A 16,147-nucleotide genomic window follows, 5' to 3' on the forward strand; every position below is an offset into this window, starting at 1 on the left:
AACTCGTCCTATTTGCTCTGCTCAAGATAATTAAGAACCACTTCATGGTGGTCTTTGGTTTTGAACTTATCAAAGACGTGTTCAATGACACCTTCCTCGTTGATGAGGAAACTAATACGGTGTAGGCCATCGTACACTTTGCCCATGAACTTTTTCTCGCCCCAAACACCAAATTGTTCAGCAACGGCGTGATCTTCATCTGACAACAAAGTGAAGTTGAGCGAATCTCGTTCAATAAACTTACCTAGGCGTTTGACTGGATCGATACTTACGCCCAGCACAACCACATTATGCTTTGCGAGCTCGCTATGGACGTCACGTAGACCTTGAGCCTGAACGGTACAACCGGGAGTCATTGCTTTTGGGTAGAAGTAAAAGAGAACTTTTTTTCCTTTGAGGTCTTTGAGCGAGACAAGATTTCCATTTTGATCAGGCAAAGAAAATTCTGGAGCAGGGGAGCCTGCTTGCAGCATATTCATGTCATTATTCCTTTTAAAGGGTGTTTTTTATAAAGTTCAGCGTGCCTTGTACGTTCAGCGAACGGCAAAGATCATTAAAATCTTCCTGAATCTGCATTAAATTGGATTCGTTTTGTACGTGTGCCGTAATCGCGATGTGGAACTGGTCTTGCTCCATTTGTACCGCGGCTTTATCGATGGTTTGGGCACTGAGTGCGCTCAGGCCGATTTGCTTTTCTGCAAAGAATTGTGTGAATTTTTCGGTGAGGCCGACGCGGTCATCCGATTCAACAAACACCTCAATGGTGTAGCAATTTGTCGTTGGATGATGAGCCGACGTTCGCTTCATTATGGTGATGAGATCATGTTCTTGGCCGAGCAGTGGTAAAGTGGTCTCGACTCGAGTGACGCCATTAGTGTTGCCAGACAGCAGCATGATGAGGGTAAACTCATTGCCAAAAATGGCGATTCGACTGTCAATAATGTTACAACCCGCACGCGTCACCAGTTGGACAACCTGGTTACAGATGCCTGGCCGATCCGTGCCCATTGCGGTAATTACCAGATGTTGAGTCATAGATTCGCTCTTATTGTGCATTTTGTTTTTTCCGGATGGTAACACAGAAGTTTATGGAAAATGTCGAGTCGCTTCCGTTTTTTATGTTAGGGAACGCTGTGTTGATGGTCTTGGAATTCACCAGACGCTGACAAGCCTACATCCTAGTCTCATTATAGTTGAGCAAAACTCGCTTTTCCGAGCGAATCGCTTATTGTCAAATATCCCCTAAGAAGCCGGGTTGAAGGCTCTGAACCTTCGATTGAGGGGCGGTTTGGCTACATAAATCACCAATCAACTCAAATATTCATCCACTAGTATTCAGGAAGCGAGTTTGCGCTCTTGTTTTTTTGAATCGCCTTACAGTACCATGCAGGAAGGATTAAATGAGGGAGAAAGACATGTTATCAGGAAGTATCGTTGCGTTACTTACGCCGTTCAAAGCCGATGGAGAAGTAGACTTTGATGGTCTGCAAAAATTAGTTGAATATCACATCGCTGCTGGTACGAACGGTATCGTGGCTGTGGGTACCACAGGAGAGTCTTCAACACTGACGGTTGAAGAGCACGTAAAAGTAGTCAACAAAACGGTTGAATTTGTTAATGGTCGAATCCCAGTGATCGCTGGCACGGGAGCCAATGCTACCCATGAGTCGGTGACCTTCAGCCGTCTGCTGAATGATTCAGGTATCGATGCGTGCCTGAGTGTTACTCCATACTACAATAAGCCAACGCAAGAAGGCCTATTCCAGCATTACAAAGCGATTGCTGAAGTGAGTAACGTTCCCCAAATTCTATACAATGTGCCTGGGCGTACTGCGGTTGACCTTTTGCCAGAGCCCGTTGCTCGTTTGGCTGAGCTCGAAAACATCGTTGCACTAAAAGATGCGACTGGTGATTTAAATCGAGTTGCAATTCATCGTGAACTTTGTGGCGAAGATTTTATCTTACTAAGTGGTGATGATGCGACAGGCCTAGATTTCGTCAAACTTGGCGGTCAAGGCGTGATTTCGGTTACCAACAATATTGCTGCAAAAGATATGGCGGATATGTTCCGTTTGGCCCTTGAAGGCCGTTTTGAAGAAGCGGAAGTGATCAATCAACGTTTGATGCCACTGCATAAAAACTTGTTTATCGAATCTAGCCCAATTCCAGTGAAATGGGCAGCGACACAACTTGGTTTGATTGAATGCGGGCATTTACGTCTACCGTTGACTGAGTTATCGGAAAAATGTCATCCGATCGTTGCACAAGCAATGACCGACGCAGGGATTTACTAAGAGAATGTAGTCACGCCGGAGAACATCCGGCGCTTTAGGAGTTTCAATGAAGTTTTCTCGTCAGTTAGTGCTTAGCTCGCTGGCTGTTTTTGTTTTGTCTGCCTGTTCTGGTAGCGCCACACAACGCCGTCAGGCAAAGGATGACTTTGCTTACCTAGAAACACCACCACTTGAGCAGTGGCAATTACCTGAAGGGGCAACCCCTCAATTTTATCCAAATTACAATATCCCTCAGGGTGAGTTTGCGGGTGGCATTGGTAAGCAAGTGGATATCCGTCCACCTCAGCAAATTTTAGAATTGATCCCGGGTGCACGTTATGAGCGCAGTCAGGGAGAAGTCACGCTTTGGCTGATCAAGCAAGAAGAAGCGGATGAAGTGTGGCAAACGGTGAAAGATATGCTGGCTGAGCGTCAAATTCCGATCGACATGCAATCCGATACTCACATCGAGACGGGTTGGGTTACGTGGCGCTCTGAAGATGAAGAGATGGAAATCGGTAGCCGATATGCAATTGATCGCTTCGAAGCAAACAATCGTCATGGTTTTAAAATCAATTTGGTTGATTGGCGAGAAGGCACTGAGCTTAAGCCGGTAACGCTTACCAATAAAGAGCGCTACAATGTGTTTATGACCAATTTGGTGACGTCTCAGTACGACCAAGTCAAACGCGATGAAGCGCAGCGTCGAGCTCAGGAATTGGTGAAGCAAATCCCTATCACGATGGGTACCGATAGAAGTGGTTTCCCGGTCATCATTGCACGTACTCCGTACAATGTGCTCTGGCAGCGTCTTCCTACGATTCTTCCGCAAATGGGTTTCACGATTGACGAGCGCAACCAATCTCAAGGCACCATCAAAGCGAAATACGCCTCGCCGGATGATGAATTCTGGAATGAAATCGGTGTGAAGCCGATGGAGCTCAAGTCAGGCACTTACACATTCTTGTTTGGTGATTTGGGTAACCGTACATCCATTAACGTGACCGATTCTTCGGGTAAACCGGTTGAGGAAGCGTTTTTGAAATCGATGGCACCCGTCTTAGCCGCGGTGGTTAAGAAAGAGTAAAAGAGAAAAAGTAAAAGGGGCATGATGCCCCTTTTTGCTATTTGCTATTTGTGTGCGCACCTGTATTTGGCGTTAGCCAAGATCTCAATCAGACCTATCTTGAAAGCTCATCATCGTTGTGGGCAGATTGCTGCTTTTTTTGATCAAGCTCGTTGAGCTTATCAAGATCGCTTTTGTCTTTCAGTTTATCCACTTGGCCTATTTTCATTTTGGCGGTGTATTTTAGTGCCGCGATGTTACCAACGATGACACTGAGTACCACAAAGCTGATGACCCAAGGATTGGTTAAGATTTCTTGCATACAGCCTCCGGTGTACAAATGTTGGCGATAAATTGATTGTAGATCAGAGTAAGATTAGAGAGCACTTGTTCCTGCCCGTCAATGGGATGAAGTTCCAATTGTTGGCGGAGTTTCTCTGGTGTTAACAGGGTTAGGCATTGCTGAGATGTTGCTAGATGGCTGATATGCCAAGGCTCTGCAGCCACGCCTCCTAAGTCTTCCGCATAGGGAAAGAAAAACCCAAAGCGGGACAAGTTCTCTTTTAGCCAGATATGGAATGCTTGCTGGTGTCCAGAGAGGTATTCCCAAGGTTCCAGTTTGAGCGATTCGTTTTCGGGCAATAGATTGCGCGCAAAGACATCAAAATCGCACCCCCAGTGATGGCGGCTAGCGCCAGGCAAAGCGGACCAACGGAGGATGGCCCACATTTTTTCGCTGTCACTGAGCGAGCTTTTATCCATGGGCTGCGAATGATGATCGAGGATCGGAGTTGCAGCGGAAAACTTACCATTCCAAATGGCCTTTTGGCGTTGAAAATCACGAAAACCGCTGGCAATTTCCATTTTAAAACCAGCGGTTTGAGCCGCTTCTAGCAGAGTGAAAAGATCATTTTTCACCTCAGGGTGGAGCCAAAACCACTTGTCCCCCACTAAAACGTGTTCTAAATGAGACGTTTCGCTGCCAGTCAGCTGCTCAATGGTGTTCATGCCAATAAGTTTTCCAATGTTTTCTGGTACATATCGGTGAGCTTTTCTAAGTCATCGATCTTCACGCACTCGTTCACTTTATGGATGGTGGCGTTCACCGGTCCTAGCTCAACTACTTGTCCACCCATTCGTGCGATAAAGCGTCCGTCTGAAGTACCGCCAGTGGTCAGTAACGCGGGTTTGGTTTGGTTGACGCTATCGACAGCATCCACCACCGCGTCCAGAAGTGCTCCCGTATCAGTTAGGAATGGGTCGCCGTTGTATGTCCATTTGAGATCGTAATTGAGGTCATGTTGGTCGAGTGTTTGAGTCACTCGTTCCACAATTCGCTCGTTGCAAAGCTCGGTACTAAAGCGCAAATTGAACTGAACGTGGAACTCACCTGGGATAACATTGGACGCACCCGTACCCGCTTGTACGTTCGGGATCTGGAAGCTGGTTGGCGGGAAGTATTCATTACCCTTGTCCCACTCAGTGGTCGCTAGGGCGTGAATTGCCAAAAGCGATTTGTGCACTGGGTTGTCCGCAAGATGAGGGTAAGCCACATGGCCTTGAGTCCCTTTGACGGTCAAGTCGCCAGTGATCGAACCACGACGACCATTTTTTACTACATCACCAACGACTTCGGTGCTTGATGGCTCGCCGACAATACACATGTCGATGTTTTCATCACGCGCCATCAACGTTTCCACAACGCGAACCGTGCCATTGATAAACGGGCCTTCCTCATCTGAGGTGATCAGGAAACCGATAGAACCCTGATGATCGGGATGTTCTGCGATAAAACGCTCCGTCGCGACGATCATTGCTGCCAATGAGCCTTTCATATCCGCAGCCCCACGGCCATACAAATAGCCTTCTTTTTCGGTCGGTTCAAAAGGCGGTGTGTGCCAATGCTCTAATTTTCCAGCGGGCACCACGTCAGTGTGGCCTGCAAAGGCGAAGAGTGGCGCTTGTGTGCCACGGCGAGCCCAAAAGTTGGTGGTATCTTCAAACACCATGCGCTCAATGGTAAAACCAAGAGCCTCTAGGCGCGCTATCATGACATCTTGGCAACCGGCGTCTTCGGGGGTTACCGACTGGCGACTGATGAGATCTTTGGTTAGAGCCAGTACTGGGCTGTCTGTCATCCTTGATAATCCTTCATTAATTGAAAATTTTTGAATACTGTTCTGCTTTAAAGCCAACGTGTAGCTGGTCATTGACTCGCAAAATTGGGCGTTTGATCATCGCAGGGTGTGCGACTAGCAAATCAACGGCGGTTGTCTCATTGAGCGACTCTTTTTGCTCGTCAGTCAACTGACGGAAGGTGGTGCCGCGCTTATTAAGCACTTGCTCCCAAGTCAATTGCTGACAAAACTCACTCACAAGTTCCGCGTTAATACCTTGCTTACGATAATCATGAAATTCGTAAGCAACGCCTGCGTCTTCTAGCCATTTTTTGGCTTTCTTAATGGTGTCGCAGTTAGGAATGCCATACATGGTAATGGTCACGTGTTTTTCCTTTTGGGCTAATTCTTTTTGTTGTGTTTTGCATCCTATCAAGAAGCGACAGAACACACAAAATATCGTCAGGAATATTTTGAAGTTCAAAAAAACTCACACTTTCGCTAAGGGGATTGGAGAGTTATTGATCAACCTCAACAAAAGACTGAGAAAAAAAGAAATAATGAGTTAGCACAAGTTTAGGAGGTGTCAATGGAATTGAGTCCTGTTTTCGCAAGGCGGCTGTATTTGGCCTTATTGGTGGAGAACCTTGAAAGGCCAAATGTGCCTAAGTTAATCGAAAAAACGGGGTGGCCTCGTCGTACTATTCAAGATGTACTGAAGGCGCTGCCGGGGATTGGAATCGAACTTATGTTTGTTCAAGATGGCCGACGTCATAATGATGGTTATTACCAACTGTCAGACTGGGGACCATTTGATAGCCAATGGGTTATGGAACGTGAGAAAGATATCGCCAGCAGCCTTGGATTTCGTGCGTAAGCCAGCATTCGCTGGCTTTTTTTATTGGCAGCGATAAGCGGTGCCAAGCAAGCTAAAAGAGGTGACAAACGCCTGCGGTGCAATGACGAAGATGGTGTCTGCATCTAATTCTTTGGCATTGTTTTTCAAATCATTGACCGCTCCCTGCATCATGGTGTCATTGCTGAAGAAGAGATAGCTATACCAATGACCTTCATTTCCTGTCACCGTGCCAAGATACTGACAATGTTTAGGATTAAACTGGTCATCAATGCGGATTTCGATTGCTTGTGAGCCGGAAAGTGGCAGATGGGTTGGGGTGGTACACCCTGCTAAAAACAGGCTAGCAAGTAACAATAAGCCGATGTTTTTCATATTATTTCCTCATCATGGCGTAAACAATAAAACCCAACCAGCTAACAATCAGCAGCCCCCAAGGAAGTATACGTACAAATTGGCTTGGTGTTGGGGGCGTTGCTTGAGTGTCGAATATTTCGTCTTCAGTCGAGCTCTGTTGCTCTTTGCTTTTATCGCGTAATTGCTTCTTACGCATTTTGTCCGCTTGACGATGCTTCTCTTTTTGCTGCTTTTTATAAAGCGCGATGCCTTTCTCAATGCCTTGTGCGATCAGTTTGGTTTGTTCTTTGGTTTGCCCAGGCTTTTGTGTCGCTCTAGCGATTTTGAGTGCTTCTTGCTGAGATTCTGGTGACGGTGTGATTGTGTGGTGTTTCATCATCATAAGTCTGCTGTAAAAGAGATGGCATTAGTCTAACCTTTGCGGGTTACTAATTGAATCATTTGCGTTAAAGTGTCGCGAGTCCCATTGATTAAGATTTAGATTTTGCGATATTCGATAGATCATTATGACAACCAAGGTTATCTCAAAGCGCCTTTGTTGCTTTGGTTTGGTTGGTTTTTTTTAGCCCGAGCTTGGGTGGTCTTTGCTGGTGCAGGGGCAAGCCGCGAGAGTGGCGGCAAGATCTTGCAAATTGTTTACCCTGATAACCATACCCTCTATTTAGGTCTTCTGATTGGCATTCCAAGTGTTTTGCTGATGTGGATTATGGGATTGAGAAAGCCCGGCCGCCAATGGATTGATAAACTGACCAACTATGGACGGGGTTTCACCTTATGTTTGGTGTTAGGGCAAATTGTGCAGACGACCTACCATGTTTATCTGGAACATGGCGAGTTTAGCTGGACCAATGGGTTAACCCTATTAATACTACTTTGGTTTGGTATTTACGTATTCAATAGTCAGTGGGTAAAAGATTGTTTTCATGTCCCTAATTTACCCACAGACGACAACCTTAACTGACGATCATCAATAATTATCCGTCAGTTTCGCCCTACACTGGGGGCAAAAAAGAGGAGTTTATTATGTCACTTGCTCAAACGGCGATTCTGCCAGAAGCGGGCCCATTCGCGTTATACACTTTGCTTAAAATCAACCACAATCCAGCAAAGGTATTGGCTCAATTACAATCACTGCCAGCATTGGTTGAAGAGCTCAATCAATCTCAGCCTGATGCAGAGTTGACGCTTTCTATTGCGTTTAGCAAGTCGTTTTGGCAGCAATTGGATATGGCGATGCCAGCGGAGCTGATCGATTTCCCTGTATTGGGTGAAGGGGAGATTGTTGCGCCTTCAACGGATGTGGATGTGTTACTGCATTGTCATTCCAAACGTCATGACCTGCATTTCTACTTGCTGCGTAAACTGCTGTCAGAGGTTGCAGAAGATATTACTGTCGTCGATGAAACCTACGGGTATCGTTATCTTGATTCGCGCGATATGACCATGTTTGTTGATGGCACTGAAAATCCGAAAGCAGAAAAACGCGCGGAAGTGGCGTTGATCCCAGACGGTGAATTTGCTGGTGGCAGCTATGTTATGGTTCAGCGATTTGAGCACAACCTACCTGCTTGGAATCGATTGAATGTGTCTGCTCAGGAGAAAGTGATTGGCCGCACCAAACCGGATTCTATTGAGCTGGACGATGTCCCTGCTGCCTCGCATGTTGGCCGAGTGGACATTAAAGAAGAAGGCAAAGGGCTTAAGATTGTTCGTCACAGCTTACCGTATGGCAGTGTGACTGGTTCGCATGGCTTGCTGTTTATCGCCTACTGCCACACATTGCACAATTTCAAAGCGATGCTTGAGAGCATGTATGGTGTCACTGACGGTAAAACAGACCAATTGTTGCGTTTCACCAAAGCGGTCACCGGTGCGTATTTCTTCGCGCCATCGAAAGAGATGCTGAGCGCATTAGCCGTAAAATAATCTGGCCGCTATTTTTGAAAGCCCTTCCTAATATGTGAAGGGCTTTTTTATTTGCCCTTGTTAAAAATAGCGCTAAACCTTTGACTGTTTTGGTCGATAAGTATCCAAAGCCTTAATTTCAGGACCAATATTTGTGGCGATCACCGTTAATACCAATGTGGCAGCACTTGTCGCACAGCGTCATTTGACCAGTGCAACCGACATGCTGAATCAATCCTTGGAGCGTTTGTCTTCAGGGAAGCGTATTAATAGTGCAAAAGACGATGCGGCAGGGCTGCAAATTTCGAATCGTCTTCAGTCGCAAATGCGTGGTTTAGATATCGCGGTGCGAAATGCCAATGATGGCATCTCCATTATGCAGACTGCGGAAGGGGCAATGAATGAAACCACTAATATTCTCCAAAGGATGCGTGATCTTTCATTGCAATCCGCCAATGGTTCCAATAGCTATGCTGAAAGAATAGCCTTACAAGAAGAAATGACCGCGTTAAATGACGAGTTGAACCGTATCGCAGAAACCACCTCGTTCGGTGGGCGTAAATTGCTCAATGGTTCCTTTGGCTCGGCTGCCTTTCAGATAGGGGCAGCGTCAGGTGAAGCGGTGCAAGTGCAACTGAAGTCGATGCGCAGTGATGGTATTGATATGGGTGGCTTCAGTTACATTGCAAACGGACGTGCCCGTTCTGATTGGCAAGTAAAAGAGGGGGCGAATGCGCTTAGCATGTCATTCACGAATCGTTTTGGTGAAACAGAAACGATCCAAATTAATGCGAAAGCCGGCGATGATATCGAAGAGCTTGCGACCTACATTAATGGTCAGACTGACAAAGTCACGGCATCGGTGAATGAAGAAGGTCAGCTACAGTTGTTTATGGCCGGCGAAGAAACCTCAGGAACGTTATCGTTTTCAGGAGACTTAGCCAGTGAACTCGGTTTGCAACTAAAAGGTTACGATGCGGTGGATAATATCGACATTACTTCTGTCGGTGGCGCTCAACAAGCAGTGGCTGTCCTTGATACCGCGATGAAATACGTCGATAGTCATCGTGCTGAGCTAGGGGCATATCAAAACCGCTTCAGCCATGCGATTAATAACCTCGACAACATCCACGAAAACTTGGCGACATCAAACAGTCGCATTCAAGATACAGACTATGCGAAGGAAACCACGCGCATGGTCAAACAACAGATCCTACAGCAAGTCAGTACTTCTATTTTGGCGCAGGCGAAAAAAGGGCCGAATCTCGCGTTGACCTTGCTGGGATAAGCGCCGGAGTGACTGGCACAGAGCTTGCGATACAAAAGAGAGCAAGTAAGTAGGAGTGGGCTGGAAAAAAGTGAACAGCTCTTATCGACAGGACCATTCAAATCTTTAGTCCTATTTTTGATGTTTTTATACTTTTTACCGCTTTAATCACGAAAACCCCTTCAAACAAACTTTTTTCAAAAAAATCGCATTTTTTTCCTAAAGGATTTCCAAACCGAGCCGTTAATAGAAATAACTTTGAGAGAACTACTTGGTTTTCCGAGACGTCGGAAACCGTAATATCGGAAAATCAATTGGAGAATTCATCATGGCAGTGAATGTAAATACAAACGTAGCAGCAATGACAGCACAGCGTTACCTGAATAACGCAAACAGCGCACAACAAACTTCGATGGAGCGTCTGTCTTCAGGTTTCAAAATCAACAGTGCAAAAGATGACGCAGCCGGTCTGCAAATCTCTAACCGCTTGAACGTACAAAGTCGCGGTCTAGACGTTGCGGTACGTAACGCCAACGACGGTATCTCAATCGCACAAACCGCAGAAGGTGCGATGAACGAGACCACCAACATCCTACAACGTATGCGTGACCTATCTCTACAATCCGCGAACGGCTCAAACTCAAAATCAGAGCGCGTGGCGATTCAAGAAGAAGTGACAGCATTGAATGACGAGCTAAACCGTATTGCAGAAACCACGTCTTTTGGTGGTAACAAGCTGCTAAACGGTACTTACGGCACGAAAGCAATGCAAATTGGTGCGGATAACGGTGAAGCGGTCATGCTTTCACTGAAAGACATGCGCTCTGACAACGTGATGATGGGCGGCGTGAGCTACCAAGCTGAAGAAGGCAAAGACAAGAACTGGAATGTGGCCGCAGGCGACAACGACTTGACGATTGCACTGACAGACAGCTTTGGTAACGAGCAAGAGATCGAAATCAACGCGAAAGCGGGTGATGACATCGAAGAGCTAGCGACGTACATCAACGGTCAAACTGACCTTGTAAAAGCGTCAGTGGGTGAAGGCGGCAAGCTACAGATCTTTGCTGGTAACAACAAAGTTCAAGGTGAAATTGCTTTCTCAGGTAGCCTAGCTGGTGAACTTGGCCTAGGCGAAGGCAAAAACGTCACGGTAGACACGATTGACGTGACAACCGTACAAGGTGCGCAAGAGTCGGTAGCGATTGTGGATGCGGCACTGAAATACGTAGACAGCCACCGTGCAGAGCTGGGTGCATTCCAGAACCGTTTCAACCATGCAATCAGCAACTTGGACAACATCAACGAAAACGTGAACGCGTCGAAGAGCCGAATCAAAGATACCGACTTCGCGAAAGAAACGACTCAGTTGACCAAGACACAAATTCTATCGCAAGCATCAAGTTCCATTCTTGCGCAAGCGAAACAAGCGCCAAACTCAGCGCTAAGTCTACTAGGCTAATCGCCTTAACTAGACAGAAATCTCATTGGCTCGTGGTGAGAGATGAGCGAGTAAAGCCTGACTTCGGTCAGGCTTTTTTTATGCGCTATTATTTAGGGAGAAGTCACACTTTTTAACCCAACCAAAGAAATATTAAAAAAAACGAAAAATTCTCCTAAAGGTATTCTTTTGGTGGCCGTTAAAGGACTGAGAGAAATGAGATGTACCAAAGTGAGGTGAGAGACACGATGGTGCATCAGCAAAAAGCCTAAGGAGATCATTTATGGCTATCAATGTAAACACTAACGTGTCAGCAATGACCGCACAGCGTTACCTAAACCAGGCCGCTGAAGGTCAACAAAAATCAATGGAGCGTTTGTCTTCGGGCTATAAAATCAATAGCGCGAAAGATGATGCTGCAGGTCTACAAATTTCTAACCGTTTGAACTCGCAAAGCCGTGGTCTCGACATGGCGGTTAAAAATGCCAACGATGGTATCTCTATTGCACAGACTGCTGAAGGTGCAATGACAGAGACCACCAACATCCTACAACGTATGCGTGACCTTGCCTTGCAATCGTCTAACGGTTCGAACTCTCGTTCTGAACGCGTGGCGATTCAAGAAGAAGTGTCAGCGTTGAACCAAGAACTTAACCGTATCGCAGAGACAACCTCTTTTGGTGGTAACAAACTCCTTAACGGTACGTACGGTTCTCAATCTTTCCAAATCGGTGCTGACTCTGGTGAAGCTGTGATGCTTTCTATGGGTAACCTTCGTTCAGATACAGACGCGATGGGCGGCTTGAGCTACAAATCTGAAGAAGGCGTAGGCGCAGATTGGCGTGTAAGCGACAACACTGACTTCACGATGTCTTATGTGAATAAGCAAGGTGAAGAAAAAGAGATCACAGTCAACGCCAAAGCGGGTGACGATCTTGAAGAACTGGCGACTTACATCAACGGTCAAAACGATGATGTGAAAGCGTCGGTCGGTGAAGGCGGCAAACTGCAGCTATTCGCTTCTAACCAACGTGTAGAAGGTGAAGTGGAATTCGGTGGTGGTCTAGCGTCTGAGTTGAACATTGGTGATGGCACCAAAACCAATGTGAGCAACATTGATGTCACGACGGTTGCTGGCTCTCAAGAAGCAGTAGCGATCATTGATGGCGCATTGAAATCGGTAGACAGTGAGCGTGCCTCTCTAGGTGCATTCCAAAACCGTTTCAACCATGCAATCAGCAACCTAAGCAACATCAATGAGAACGTAAACGCTTCGAGCAGCCGTATCAAGGATACCGACTACGCGAAAGAAACGACTCAGATGACTAAGACGCAAATTCTGCAGCAGGCGAGTACTTCTATCCTGGCGCAGGCGAAGCAGTCACCATCTGCAGCTCTTAGCTTGTTGGGCTAATACAGCGGCGTGAGCTTAGCTGTACGGTAGTTTACTACTCATAGCTCATAGAGGTGGAAGGGAGATTGTTATGGAAATACCATCCTACACATCGAACATCCAGCCTTACGGCTTGCAAAGTGGCACAAAAGTTGCTTATGAAAAAAGCGGTGGCGTGCCTAGTGTATCGGTCGAAAAAGGCAACCCTTCATCGGAAACGGTGAAAAAGAACGACGTGAATCTAACGGTTGAAGCGGCAGTAAAAATGGCGCAAGCTCGTCAGGAGCTCAACAGAGAAGAGAAACTGAGAATGGTGGAAAAGATGAATGAATTTATCTCTTCCATCAATAAAGGGTTATCTTTTAGAGTAGACGAAGAGTCTGGGAGAGACGTAGTGACGATTTATGAAGCCAAAACAGGCGACATCATACGTCAAATCCCAGATGAAGATATGCTGGACGTATTTAGACGCTTAGCCGCGCAAGCTACCAGCTCTGGTTTGCTGGTAGACAAAGTGTAAGTCGTTATTGAGGTGATTTGATGAGTTTAGGCCCTTTGGGGATGTCTGGTGGCATGGATATCAACTCCATGGTCAGCAAAGTTGTCGATGCGGAGCGCGTACCAAAGCAGCAACGCATAGACAATGAGCGGGCTAGGATTGATAGCAGCATCAGCGCCTATGGTCGGCTCAGAGAATCGCTGGATACGATGAAAAATCTGATGGCGAACTTTCGTCAGGAGAAGGCTTTCGCGGTGCGAAAAGTCGATACGACTGACGATAGTGTCGTCTCAGCCACTGCAACTACCGATGCCATTGCAGGTAAGTATGCCATCGATGTGTTGCAGCTTGCACAGAGCCATAAGGTTGCTTCGGATGTATTAGCCGAAGATGACAAGTTTGGCCCGGGCAAGCTGCAGATTTCGCTTGGCGACAAATCGTTCGATGTCAACGTCAGCGCAGATTCAAAACTGGTTGACGTCGTGAGAGGCATAAACGGGGCAAGCAAAAACCTCGGAGTACGTGCCTCCATCATCAATGATGTCGAAGGCCCCCGCCTTATCGTCGCCTCGACGGTTTCAGGCAAAGAAAATCAAATCCGAATTCATGTGGATGCCGAACGAGGCAATCCGCTCAAAAAACTCGAATACAAAACCCTCGAAGACCGCGTTAAAGCACTCGAACAAGCCCGTCTTGCTGCCGAAGAAGTGATCAGCGAAAGCAAACCGGAAGAAGCTGCCGCCACTGACGGTGACATGGTGTCAGAAGAAGCAGAGCCGCAGGTCGACGAACAGGGCAATCCAATTGAAGCGGCACCTCAAAGTGAGGGTGACGAGCCTCAATTAACCAGTGATACCAAGCTATCCGATGAAAGTGAACAATCCCCACTTTCCGAGGACGAGCCTATTTCTAGTTTTGGTGCGTCGGCTGCTCAAGCTGGCCAGCAAGCGATTGATGAAGCGCGTCAAACCGCAGGTTTAATGCCGCAAGACAGCATTGGCGGATGGACGGAAACCGCGTCCGGTACTTTGCTGGATTCTTATCACCGCCCTGAGCTTGAACTTGATGAAGCGGCCATTGAAAAAGCACCAGACGTACCTGGATGGACGAATACAGCATCCGGCACCTTGACTGACTCCTATGAAACCGTCAAAGAAGCGCAAGCCAAATTTGAAGCTGAGCAAGCGCGAATTGAGCAAGAACTCGCGCAAGAAAAGGCCAAGATAGAAGAAGAACTGGCACAAGAAAAAGCGGCGTTGGATGAAAAAGTGGCTAAAGGTGAGTTGACCGAAGAGCAAGCGAAGCAAATTCAGCGCGCGAAGTTGGAGCCGCAAGAGCGTGAACGCTTAGAGCGCATTGATCAAGCGAATGAGCAACTGAAACAAGCTCAGGAATCGTTTGATACCTACAGCGGTATGACGGAAGTTCAGCAAGGGCAAGATGCGATGGTGGTGTTGGATGGTGTTGCTCAGCTATCGAGTAACAATAACATTATCGAAGACGCCATTGAAGGGGTTGATCTCGCTCTCAAAGGAGTGACACCTAAAAACAAAGCCCCAGCAGAAATCGGTGTGGAGTATGATAGACAGAGTGTCCGTGATGACATCGAAACGTTTGTAGCGGCCTATAATCAGTTTTATCAGACGTCGAAAGCGTTGTCGGGTGTCGATCCTACGACCGGTCAAAAAGGGCCGCTAGCCGGGGACAGCACGGTAAGAAATGCCGACTCTCGTTTAAAGAGTGTTTTCTCGACTCGAATAGAGAAAGCGCCAGAAAACCTCAAGTCGCTAACAGAATTTGGTATCACCACCACTCGTCAAGGTACGTTGGAAATCAACTACGACATGCTTGATCGTCAGTTGAATAACAATTTCAATCGTTTGGAAGAGTTCTTTGGTGGAAACACAGGGTTCGCTAAACGTGTCGAAGATGCCATTCACGGTATCACCGGCGTGACCGGTTCTATTCGTACTCGTGAGAAAAGTTTATCGGAGCAAAATTACCGGTTGGTTGATGAGCAAGCGGCATTGGATCGCCGCATGGGCAGTTTAGAACAGCGCACCCACTCGAAATTTACTGCAATGCAAGACGCAACCAGTAAAATGCAGGGGCAATTAGGCGCATTGATGAACGCTCTGGGATAGTAACGCATGACTCAACTTTCTGAATTGCGTGATCTCGATCAGCTAATTTCTCAGGAATTAGAAAAAAACGAAATAAATGCTGAAGAATTGGTGCGTTTGGTCGATAACAGGGAACAGTTATTGCAAAACCTTCTGCAACTGCTGGTGGATAACCCACAGTTAAAGCATGAGGAAGAGTGGCAATTGATGCTCACTCGGACAAAAGCATTATTTGAACGAATGCAATCTCAGACCAGTTTAGTTGGCCTTCAACTACAAAAATTGAGGCATGGTCAGCGTTCGCTCCAACAATATAAGAAGTTTACGTAAAAGAGGAATACTATGCGCGGTTCATTACAGGCTTATAAAAAAGTGTCAGTGGATAGCCAACTCAGTGCTGCGTCGCCGCATAAAGTCATTCAAATGCTGATGGCAGGGGCGATCGAGCGTCTGATTCAAGGCAAAGCAGCGATGCAAGCGGGTAACATTCCAGTGAAAGGTGAGCGTCTTGGCAAAGCGTTGGACATCATCATTGCACTGCGTAGCTGTCTCTCAATGGATGACGGTGGTGATATTGCACGTAACCTCGATCAGCTTTACGAATTCATGATCACGCAGATCTCAGGGGCAAATCACAAAAATGACCCACAAATGATCGACGATGTGATCGACATCATCCGTGAGATCAAATCGGCTTGGGACCAAATTCCAAACGAGTACCACAATCTCACGGCTGCGGATATTGGAATGTAATTCGATATCCATTCTTTCTACCGAGCTCACACCTCCTAATTGCTTGGTTGCCTTATTTTTTTATTCAAATAAAATAGAAGCCATTAGTAGCCCTGAT

20 protein-coding genes are annotated in these 16,147 nt (G+C 46.7%); 12 read left to right on the forward strand and 8 right to left on the reverse strand.

What is annotated here, in order from left to right:
* Window positions 1–8: 8 nt before the first annotated feature.
* Together bcp and VV1_RS09035 are read right to left on the reverse strand one after the other, a co-directional pair.
* Window positions 9–479 carry a thioredoxin-dependent thiol peroxidase gene (gene bcp, locus VV1_RS09030; protein WP_011079810.1) on the reverse strand — a complete coding sequence of 157 codons (471 nt, stop codon included), beginning with the start codon at window positions 477–479 and terminating at the stop codon, window positions 9–11.
* A gap of 13 nt (window positions 480–492) precedes the next feature.
* A complete protein-coding gene (locus VV1_RS09035) occupies window positions 493–1,035 on the reverse strand; it encodes a glycine cleavage system transcriptional repressor (RefSeq protein WP_011079811.1) in 543 nt (180 codons plus the stop codon).
* A gap of 380 nt (window positions 1,036–1,415) precedes the next feature.
* Between VV1_RS09035 and dapA the strand changes: the two genes are divergently transcribed.
* Complete coding sequence (gene dapA, locus VV1_RS09040; protein WP_011079812.1) at window positions 1,416–2,294, forward strand: 4-hydroxy-tetrahydrodipicolinate synthase; 879 nt, start codon at window positions 1,416–1,418, stop codon at window positions 2,292–2,294.
* A gap of 46 nt (window positions 2,295–2,340) precedes the next feature.
* Window positions 2,341–3,360: an outer membrane protein assembly factor BamC gene (gene bamC / locus VV1_RS09045; RefSeq protein WP_011079813.1), complete on the forward strand. Its 1,020-nt coding sequence runs from the start codon at window positions 2,341–2,343 to the stop codon at window positions 3,358–3,360.
* Between the two features lie 94 nt (window positions 3,361–3,454).
* Here bamC and VV1_RS09050 read toward each other — a convergent pair whose 3' ends face one another.
* Genes VV1_RS09050 through VV1_RS09065 form a run of 4 tightly spaced genes read right to left on the reverse strand, consistent with a single transcriptional unit; the run spans window position 3,455 to window position 5,841 of the window.
* Window positions 3,455–3,661, reverse strand: a complete 207-nt coding sequence (locus VV1_RS09050) for a DUF2897 family protein (RefSeq protein WP_011079814.1) — start codon at window positions 3,659–3,661, stop codon at window positions 3,455–3,457.
* Window positions 3,646–4,347 (reverse strand): M15 family metallopeptidase, encoded by a 702-nt coding sequence (locus tag VV1_RS09055; RefSeq protein WP_011079815.1) that lies wholly within the window; start codon window positions 4,345–4,347, stop codon window positions 3,646–3,648. The genes VV1_RS09050 and VV1_RS09055 overlap by 16 nt, the downstream gene beginning before the upstream one ends.
* Window positions 4,344–5,477, reverse strand: coding sequence for a succinyl-diaminopimelate desuccinylase (dapE, locus tag VV1_RS09060; RefSeq protein ID WP_011079816.1), 1,134 nt, complete (start codon window positions 5,475–5,477; stop codon window positions 4,344–4,346). The genes VV1_RS09055 and dapE overlap by 4 nt, the downstream gene beginning before the upstream one ends.
* Before the next feature lie 16 nt (window positions 5,478–5,493).
* Window positions 5,494–5,841, reverse strand: coding sequence for an ArsC family reductase (locus VV1_RS09065; protein WP_011079817.1), 348 nt, complete (start codon window positions 5,839–5,841; stop codon window positions 5,494–5,496).
* Window positions 5,842–6,045: 204 nt separating this feature from the next.
* Between VV1_RS09065 and VV1_RS09075 the strand changes: the two genes are divergently transcribed.
* Window positions 6,046–6,333: a winged helix-turn-helix domain-containing protein gene (locus VV1_RS09075; RefSeq protein WP_011079818.1), complete on the forward strand. Its 288-nt coding sequence runs from the start codon at window positions 6,046–6,048 to the stop codon at window positions 6,331–6,333.
* A 21-nt stretch (window positions 6,334–6,354) separates the two neighbouring features.
* On the opposite strand, the gene VV1_RS09080 is transcribed toward VV1_RS09075, so the two are convergent.
* Window positions 6,355–6,687: a DUF4156 domain-containing protein gene (locus VV1_RS09080; protein ID WP_011079819.1), complete on the reverse strand. Its 333-nt coding sequence runs from the start codon at window positions 6,685–6,687 to the stop codon at window positions 6,355–6,357.
* Between the two features lies 1 nt (window position 6,688).
* Window positions 6,689–7,051 carry a DUF2956 domain-containing protein gene (locus VV1_RS09085; protein ID WP_011079820.1) on the reverse strand — a complete coding sequence of 121 codons (363 nt, stop codon included), beginning with the start codon at window positions 7,049–7,051 and terminating at the stop codon, window positions 6,689–6,691.
* Window positions 7,052–7,153: 102 nt separating this feature from the next.
* Between VV1_RS09085 and VV1_RS09090 the strand changes: the two genes are divergently transcribed.
* From VV1_RS09090 to fliS, 9 genes are all read left to right on the forward strand, one after another.
* Window positions 7,154–7,630, forward strand: a complete 477-nt coding sequence (locus VV1_RS09090; protein WP_011079821.1) for a DUF2919 domain-containing protein — start codon at window positions 7,154–7,156, stop codon at window positions 7,628–7,630.
* A gap of 62 nt (window positions 7,631–7,692) precedes the next feature.
* Complete coding sequence (locus tag VV1_RS09095) at window positions 7,693–8,595, forward strand: Dyp-type peroxidase (protein WP_011079822.1); 903 nt, start codon at window positions 7,693–7,695, stop codon at window positions 8,593–8,595.
* A 133-nt stretch (window positions 8,596–8,728) separates the two neighbouring features.
* Window positions 8,729–9,862, forward strand: a complete 1,134-nt coding sequence (locus VV1_RS09100) for a flagellin (protein WP_011079823.1) — start codon at window positions 8,729–8,731, stop codon at window positions 9,860–9,862.
* A 307-nt stretch (window positions 9,863–10,169) separates the two neighbouring features.
* Window positions 10,170–11,303: a flagellin gene (locus VV1_RS09105; RefSeq protein ID WP_011079824.1), complete on the forward strand. Its 1,134-nt coding sequence runs from the start codon at window positions 10,170–10,172 to the stop codon at window positions 11,301–11,303.
* 262 nt (window positions 11,304–11,565) lie between these two features.
* Entirely contained in the window at window positions 11,566–12,696 is a 1,131-nt protein-coding gene (locus VV1_RS09110) for a flagellin (protein WP_011079825.1), read from the forward strand.
* A gap of 70 nt (window positions 12,697–12,766) precedes the next feature.
* Window positions 12,767–13,195 carry a flagellar protein FlaG gene (gene flaG, locus VV1_RS09115; RefSeq protein ID WP_011079826.1) on the forward strand — a complete coding sequence of 143 codons (429 nt, stop codon included), beginning with the start codon at window positions 12,767–12,769 and terminating at the stop codon, window positions 13,193–13,195.
* A 20-nt stretch (window positions 13,196–13,215) separates the two neighbouring features.
* Entirely contained in the window at window positions 13,216–15,318 is a 2,103-nt protein-coding gene (gene fliD, locus VV1_RS09120) for a flagellar filament capping protein FliD (protein WP_011079827.1), read from the forward strand.
* A gap of 6 nt (window positions 15,319–15,324) precedes the next feature.
* Window positions 15,325–15,627, forward strand: coding sequence for a flagellar protein FliT (locus tag VV1_RS09125; protein ID WP_011079828.1), 303 nt, complete (start codon window positions 15,325–15,327; stop codon window positions 15,625–15,627).
* Window positions 15,628–15,639: 12 nt separating this feature from the next.
* Window positions 15,640–16,050, forward strand: a complete 411-nt coding sequence (fliS, locus tag VV1_RS09130) for a flagellar export chaperone FliS (protein WP_011079829.1) — start codon at window positions 15,640–15,642, stop codon at window positions 16,048–16,050.
* Window positions 16,051–16,147: the final 97 nt, after the last annotated feature.

Source organism: Vibrio vulnificus CMCP6 (assembly GCF_000039765.1).
GTDB classification, from domain to species: Bacteria; Pseudomonadota; Gammaproteobacteria; order Enterobacterales; family Vibrionaceae; genus Vibrio; species Vibrio vulnificus_B.

Excerpts from the sequence above, each read along its gene's own strand:
- flaG (WP_011079826.1), top strand. The coding sequence starts at position 12,767 with ATGGAAATACCATCCTACACATCGAACATCCAGCCTTACGGCTTGCAA.
- VV1_RS09055 (WP_011079815.1), bottom strand. The coding sequence starts at position 4,347 with ATGAACACCATTGAGCAGCTGACTGGCAGCGAAACGTCTCATTTAGAA.
- bamC (WP_011079813.1), top strand. The coding sequence starts at position 2,341 with ATGAAGTTTTCTCGTCAGTTAGTGCTTAGCTCGCTGGCTGTTTTTGTT.
- VV1_RS09075 (WP_011079818.1), top strand. The coding sequence starts at position 6,046 with ATGGAATTGAGTCCTGTTTTCGCAAGGCGGCTGTATTTGGCCTTATTG.
- fliS (WP_011079829.1), top strand. The coding sequence starts at position 15,640 with ATGCGCGGTTCATTACAGGCTTATAAAAAAGTGTCAGTGGATAGCCAA.
- VV1_RS09050 (WP_011079814.1), bottom strand. The coding sequence starts at position 3,661 with ATGCAAGAAATCTTAACCAATCCTTGGGTCATCAGCTTTGTGGTACTC.
- VV1_RS09080 (WP_011079819.1), bottom strand. The coding sequence starts at position 6,687 with ATGAAAAACATCGGCTTATTGTTACTTGCTAGCCTGTTTTTAGCAGGG.
- VV1_RS09095 (WP_011079822.1), top strand. The coding sequence starts at position 7,693 with ATGTCACTTGCTCAAACGGCGATTCTGCCAGAAGCGGGCCCATTCGCG.
- VV1_RS09110 (WP_011079825.1), top strand. The coding sequence starts at position 11,566 with ATGGCTATCAATGTAAACACTAACGTGTCAGCAATGACCGCACAGCGT.
- bcp (WP_011079810.1), bottom strand. The coding sequence starts at position 479 with ATGAATATGCTGCAAGCAGGCTCCCCTGCTCCAGAATTTTCTTTGCCT.
- VV1_RS09085 (WP_011079820.1), bottom strand. The coding sequence starts at position 7,051 with ATGATGATGAAACACCACACAATCACACCGTCACCAGAATCTCAGCAA.
- VV1_RS09105 (WP_011079824.1), top strand. The coding sequence starts at position 10,170 with ATGGCAGTGAATGTAAATACAAACGTAGCAGCAATGACAGCACAGCGT.
- VV1_RS09035 (WP_011079811.1), bottom strand. The coding sequence starts at position 1,035 with ATGACTCAACATCTGGTAATTACCGCAATGGGCACGGATCGGCCAGGC.
- VV1_RS09125 (WP_011079828.1), top strand. The coding sequence starts at position 15,325 with ATGACTCAACTTTCTGAATTGCGTGATCTCGATCAGCTAATTTCTCAG.
- dapA (WP_011079812.1), top strand. The coding sequence starts at position 1,416 with ATGTTATCAGGAAGTATCGTTGCGTTACTTACGCCGTTCAAAGCCGAT.
- dapE (WP_011079816.1), bottom strand. The coding sequence starts at position 5,477 with ATGACAGACAGCCCAGTACTGGCTCTAACCAAAGATCTCATCAGTCGC.
- fliD (WP_011079827.1), top strand. The coding sequence starts at position 13,216 with ATGAGTTTAGGCCCTTTGGGGATGTCTGGTGGCATGGATATCAACTCC.